General features: G+C 59.6%; 7 protein-coding genes. 5 read left to right on the top strand and 2 right to left on the bottom strand.

Annotated elements, in window-relative coordinates:
• Positions 1–126 precede the first annotated feature (126 nt).
• Complete coding sequence (locus tag ABL922_RS14040; RefSeq protein ID WP_349024835.1) at positions 127–1,221, bottom strand: ArsO family NAD(P)H-dependent flavin-containing monooxygenase; 1,095 nt, start codon at positions 1,219–1,221, stop codon at positions 127–129.
• 61 nt (positions 1,222–1,282) lie between these two features.
• Positions 1,283–1,591: a metalloregulator ArsR/SmtB family transcription factor gene (locus ABL922_RS14035; RefSeq protein ID WP_349024834.1), complete on the bottom strand. Its 309-nt coding sequence runs from the start codon at positions 1,589–1,591 to the stop codon at positions 1,283–1,285.
• 143 nt (positions 1,592–1,734) lie between these two features.
• Here ABL922_RS14035 and ABL922_RS14030 point away from each other — a divergent pair, with 143 nt between their 5' ends.
• From ABL922_RS14030 to arsH, 5 genes are read left to right on the top strand one after another with little or no spacing between them, the layout of a single operon-like run.
• The gene (locus ABL922_RS14030) at positions 1,735–2,097 is read left to right on the top strand and encodes a metalloregulator ArsR/SmtB family transcription factor (protein ID WP_349024836.1); all 363 of its coding nucleotides are present in this window, start codon (positions 1,735–1,737) and stop codon (positions 2,095–2,097) included.
• 5 nt (positions 2,098–2,102) lie between these two features.
• On the top strand, positions 2,103–2,621 hold the full coding sequence (locus ABL922_RS14025) for an arsenate reductase ArsC (RefSeq protein WP_349024833.1): 519 nt from the start codon (positions 2,103–2,105) through the stop codon (positions 2,619–2,621).
• Complete coding sequence (gene arsC / locus ABL922_RS14020) at positions 2,618–3,046, top strand: arsenate reductase (glutaredoxin) (RefSeq protein ID WP_349024832.1); 429 nt, start codon at positions 2,618–2,620, stop codon at positions 3,044–3,046. Before ABL922_RS14025 ends, arsC begins: the two co-directional genes overlap by 4 nt.
• 14 nt (positions 3,047–3,060) lie before the next feature.
• Entirely contained in the window at positions 3,061–4,137 is a 1,077-nt protein-coding gene (arsB, locus tag ABL922_RS14015; protein WP_349024831.1) for an ACR3 family arsenite efflux transporter, read from the top strand.
• 5 nt (positions 4,138–4,142) lie between these two features.
• Positions 4,143–4,892 carry an arsenical resistance protein ArsH gene (gene arsH / locus ABL922_RS14010; protein WP_349024830.1) on the top strand — a complete coding sequence of 250 codons (750 nt, stop codon included), beginning with the start codon at positions 4,143–4,145 and terminating at the stop codon, positions 4,890–4,892.
• Positions 4,893–5,112: the final 220 nt, after the last annotated feature.

Raw genomic sequence — 5,112 nt, 5'->3', positions numbered from 1 at the left:
CCGCACCGTTCCGCCGCAACGATCAGATGCTCGAAGTGCTGCCCAAGGCTGTGGTCGCCTGCCCGGGGAATGGCATAAATGCGAACCTGGTCGACAAGGCACGCAAAATGGGGATTTCAGTGTGGCCTATTGAATAGAAGCGAGTGAGGCCGACAGATCTCGAGCGGTGCGGGCAGCCCCCATCAGTGTGGCAGACCCAGGTCCCGCCCAGTCCCCATATCCGGCCAGCCAGAGACGGGGTTCTTTAATCGCCCGCTGTCCGTTGACCAATACCTTGCCATCATCCTCGACGACGCCCAGTTCGTGCAGATGCCCAAGCGAGGGACGAAATCCCGTGCACCAGATGATCGCATCGACAGCCATTTCCGAGCCGTCGGGCCAGACGACCCCACTGGCGGTAAGCCGATCAAAAGACCGGATGGACGAAAGGTCACCCCGGCTCCTGGCCTCCTTCACCGGCGGAACCATCACAATGTCACCGATTCCTCCGACCGGAGTGTCGCCAGGTCCAGCCTTCATCCGGGCCACCGCGCGTTCGAACAGAACACGACCGTCCACATCGTCCGGCAGAAACAGCGGGTCATGGGTCGTTACCCATAGCGCGCGGGCAACTGGCGCGACTTCAGCAATGATCTGCGCGCCGCTGTTGCCCCCGCCGACAACCAGCACGGTTTGTCCGGCAAAGTCCTCGGGCCGCACATAGTGGGCTGAGTGGACCTGGTGTCCTTTGAACAGATCGCGCCCCGGAACATCCGGGATGTAGGGCTGCGACCAGGTGCCGGTGGCGCTGACAACGAATTGCGCAGCGAACTGGCCCCTGTCGGTCAGCACTTGCAAATGAGATTCTGCACGCTCGATCGACTCCACCCGCACCGGTCGCCGGATCGGCAAAACATAGCGTTCTTCATAGCGCGTCAGATAGTCGAGAACGTCGTCGCGTGTCGGATAGCCTTCATGGTTAGGCACCGGCATCAGCCACCCCGGTAGCGAGCTATAACCCGCCGGAGAGAACAGGCGCAGCGAATCCCAGCCATGGCGCCACGCGCCGCCCGGGCCATCCTCCGCATCTAAAATCAGGAAATCAGCGCCCGCGCGCCGCAGGTAATAGCCCAGCGACAGCCCCATCTGGCCGCCACCGATGATGATAATGTCGTGGGCCTCCGCGCCTTCAGACCTGACGCCAGCGCTTGAGATCGTCTTCTTTGGGCAGGCCGTCAGCATGTACGACCTTGCCGTCGATGACGATGCCGGGAGTCGAGGCGATGCGGCAATCGTGTTCATGTCAGGCAGCCTTCTTCTGGCATTGCGCAAGGGGAAGCGCAGGCAAAGCTGCGAGTATTGAATCGATCATCGCCACCCAGCTGGGTGGCAGTTCAGGTGTGCGGTGATAGCGCACCCACTGCGCATCGCGTCGGCCTGTCAGAAGGCCGACCGCCTTTAATCGCGCCATATGCCGCGACATACGGGATTGAGTGGCACCAAGGCGCTCCATCAGTTCGCACACACAATGCTCATCGCCGTCCCAAACAATCTGCAAGGCGCGAAGGCGGATTGGCTCAGAAAGAGCGGTCAGCAGGTCGTTGACTCGCATATCCATGCGCATTGTTTATGCGGACAGCCGCATATGCGCCTTGACGCAGATCAACCTTACCCCATCAATTCCACGATTTTCGAAACATGGATTGACGGCCGCAAATTATTTGGTATTTCGACCTTTCTCGAAAGGTCGTGATGATGGATGAATTCAACCTGCAAGTCTGGGCCGTTGATGCGCTCAGCGCGCTCGCGCACGAGACGCGGCTGTCGGTGTTCCGCACGCTGGTGAGGGCTGGCCCTGAAGGCATGATTGCCGGTGCCATCGCCGGGCATCATGGCGTGCCGCCATCCACCATGTCGCACCATCTGGCGACGCTGGAACGGGCAGGCCTCGTCCAGTCCGAGCGCGAAAGTCGTCTCATTCATTACCGCGCCGATTTTCCGGGAATGCGTCGTCTATTGGCCTTCCTGATGCAGGATTGCTGTCAGGGAGCGCCCGAAATGTGTGCCGACCTGATCGGCGAATTGAACTGCACCGCCCCGCAACCACTGAACGCCTGAGGTTCATGATGTCCGACAAAATCTATAACGTCCTTTTCCTGTGTACCGGCAACAGCGCCCGCTCGATCCTGGGCGAAGCGGTGATGAACAAGCTCGGTGAAGGTCGCTTCAAGGCTTGGAGCGCGGGAAGCCAGCCCAAGGGAGAGGTTCATCCGATGGCGCTCTCGGTGCTGAACGGGATGGGCTACGACACCACTGGTATGTACTCAAAGAGTTGGGACGCCTTCTCCGCTCCGGGATCGCCCGAGTTCGATTTCATTTTCACGGTCTGTGACAATGCCGCTGGCGAGACCTGCCCGGTCTGGATCGGTCATCCGATGACTGCGCACTGGGGGATAGAAGACCCGGCGGCAGTTGAGGGCCAAGGCCAACGCGATGCCTTCCTCCAGGCGCTGCGCTATCTAACAAACCGCATATCACTGTTCCTCACCCTGCCGCATTCCAGCATCGACGAGATGGCGATGAAGCAAAAGCTCAAGGAAATCGGCCTGGCCGAAGGTGCCAGCAGCGGAGCGAGCGCATGACCGACATTGTGATCTACCATAATCCGGAATGCGGGACTTCGCGCAATGCCCTCGCCATGATCCGCAATGCCGGGATCGAGCCGCATGTTGTGGAATATCTCAAGACGCCGCCATCGCGCGGATTGCTTGAAAGCCTCATCGAACGCGCTGGCATCGCGCCCCGCGCATTACTGCGTGAAAAAGGCACGCCCTATGCCCAACTCGGGCTGGACGATGTGGACTTGAGCGACGTGCAACTGATCGACGCGATGATGGCGCATCCTATCCTGATCAACCGTCCGCTAGTGGTATCACCGCTTGGTGTGAAGTTATGCCGCCCGTCGGAAGCCGTGCTTGACCTCCTTCCGGAAGCCCAGCGCGCCGCCTTCGCCAAGGAAGATGGCGAGCAAATCGTCGATGCCGCCGGCAACCGCGTCGCCAACTAGGTTCAGGAATTTTCATGACACAGCAGCCCAAGCGCGAACGCCTGTCGTTCCTCGACCGTTACCTCACCTTGTGGATTTTCCTAGCCATGGCGCTTGGCGTTGGGCTGGGTACGACCTTCTCTGGTCTGCCCCGCGCGATTGACAGTTTGTCGGTCGGTACGACGAACATCCCGATCGCCATCGGGCTTATCCTGATGATGTATCCGCCGCTGGCGCGGGTGCGATATGAGGAACTGCCACGGGTGTTTGAGGACAAGCGGGTGCTGGCGATTTCGCTGATCCAAAACTGGATCATCGGCCCGGTGCTGATGTTTGCGCTCGCGGTCATCTTCCTCAGCGACAAGCCCGAATATATGACGGGACTGATCCTGATCGGGCTGGCGCGCTGCATCGCGATGGTCATCGTCTGGAACCAGCTCGCCAAGGGCGACAACCAGTACGTCGCAGCGCTGGTCGCGTTTAACTCGATCTTCCAGATCCTGTTCTTCAGCGTCTATGCGTGGTTTTTCCTAGCTTTCCTGCCGCCGCTGTTCGGGCTGGAGGGCAGTGTCGTAAATGTCAGTTTCTGGACAATTGCAGAGGCGGTACTAATCTATCTCGGTATCCCGTTTCTCGCCGGGTTCCTGACCCGCAAATGGCTGGCGAAAGCCAAAGGCAAGGACTGGTACGAGCACACCTTCTTGCCCAAGATCGGACCGATCACGCTTGTCGCGCTGCTGTTCACCATCGTTGCGATGTTCAGCCTCAAGGGCAACGAAATCGTAACGCTGCCCGGCGATACCATCCGCATCGCCATCCCGTTGACGATCTACTTCGTGGTCCAGTTCAGCATCAGCTTCTTCATGGGCAAGCTGATCGCCAGCGACTATCCGCGCACAACGGCGGTCGCTTTCACGGCGGCAGGCAACAATTTTGAGTTGGCAATTGCGGTTGCTATCGCGGCGTTCGGACTGGCTTCACCGGTTGCCTTTGCCGCCGTGATTGGACCACTCGTCGAAGTGCCGGTGCTGATCCTGCTGGTGAACGTCGCCTTCTGGTTCGGGCGGCGCTGGTTTCCCGACACTGTTCCTGCGCATGGCAAAGAGGCGTGAACGGTATGACGTTCAACCGCCTCCGCAGCCTGAACGATCCAGATCATCTGCCCGCCCTCAAACCGGAATATGCCCACCGCACGCCAGCTTTGGGACTAGGCGATTTCGACCCGCCGCCGCGCATACTGCTGCTCTACGGTTCCTTGCGCGAGCGCTCCTATTCACGGCTCGTGGTTGAGGAAGCAGCGCGACTGCTCCAGTTTTTCGGATGCGAAACCCGCATCTTCGATCCTTCAGACCTGCCGCTACCCGATCAGGTGGAGGATGACGATCATCCCGCCGTTGCCGAACTGCGCGCCCATTCAATTTGGTCCGAGGGCCAAGTCTGGTGCAGCCCGGAACGGCACGGCCAGATCACCGGAATTATGAAGACCCAGATCGACCATCTGCCGCTTGCCTACAAAGGCATGCGCCCAACCCAGGGCCGCACCCTTGCCGTGATGCAGGTCAGCGCTGGATCGCAATCGTTCAACAGCGTCAACACATTGCGCGTTCTTGGCCGATGGATGCGTATGTTCACGATCCCCAATCAGTCCTCTGTGGCCAAGGCCTTCACCGAGTTCGACGATGATGGGCGCATGAAGCCATCGAGCTACTACGATCGGATCGTTGACGTAGTTGAGGAACTAGTCCGCTTCACCGTGTTAATGCGGCCACATGCAGAGCAACTGGTTGACCGCTATTCCGAACGCAAGGATCGGAATGAGCCTGTCGATACGCCGGTTGAGCACGCAGCGCTCTCAAATCATCAGTGAGAAAGTCTGAGTTGTCATTTTGAGGCTGAATGCGTCCAATGCGGTCCGTGTGCGCCAGTGACCACCCACTCTCAAAGGCCAATCCGTTGGCCGACCCAATGCCTCCTTCAATCAACCCGTAAAGGGTCCGCTACGCTGCGCGTGCGGCCACTGCGTCTGCGCCTTCGTGGTGATTGCGGCTTTGTGCCGTCTGTCCGGGGCCTGTCGAGCGGGGATGGTC

It is taken from the genome of Sphingorhabdus sp. (genome assembly GCF_040079335.1).
Taxonomy (GTDB): domain Bacteria; phylum Pseudomonadota; class Alphaproteobacteria; order Sphingomonadales; family Sphingomonadaceae; genus Sphingorhabdus_B.
This window is presented reverse-complemented; position numbering and strand designations above follow the sequence as displayed.

Coding starts and splice junctions, on each gene's coding strand:
- ABL922_RS14040 (WP_349024835.1), bottom strand. CDS start 1,221: ATGCTGACGGCCTGCCCAAAGAAGACGATCTCAAGCGCTGGCGTCAGG.
- ABL922_RS14035 (WP_349024834.1), bottom strand. CDS start 1,591: ATGCGAGTCAACGACCTGCTGACCGCTCTTTCTGAGCCAATCCGCCTT.
- ABL922_RS14030 (WP_349024836.1), top strand. CDS start 1,735: ATGGATGAATTCAACCTGCAAGTCTGGGCCGTTGATGCGCTCAGCGCG.
- ABL922_RS14025 (WP_349024833.1), top strand. CDS start 2,103: ATGATGTCCGACAAAATCTATAACGTCCTTTTCCTGTGTACCGGCAAC.
- arsC (WP_349024832.1), top strand. CDS start 2,618: ATGACCGACATTGTGATCTACCATAATCCGGAATGCGGGACTTCGCGC.
- arsB (WP_349024831.1), top strand. CDS start 3,061: ATGACACAGCAGCCCAAGCGCGAACGCCTGTCGTTCCTCGACCGTTAC.
- arsH (WP_349024830.1), top strand. CDS start 4,143: ATGACGTTCAACCGCCTCCGCAGCCTGAACGATCCAGATCATCTGCCC.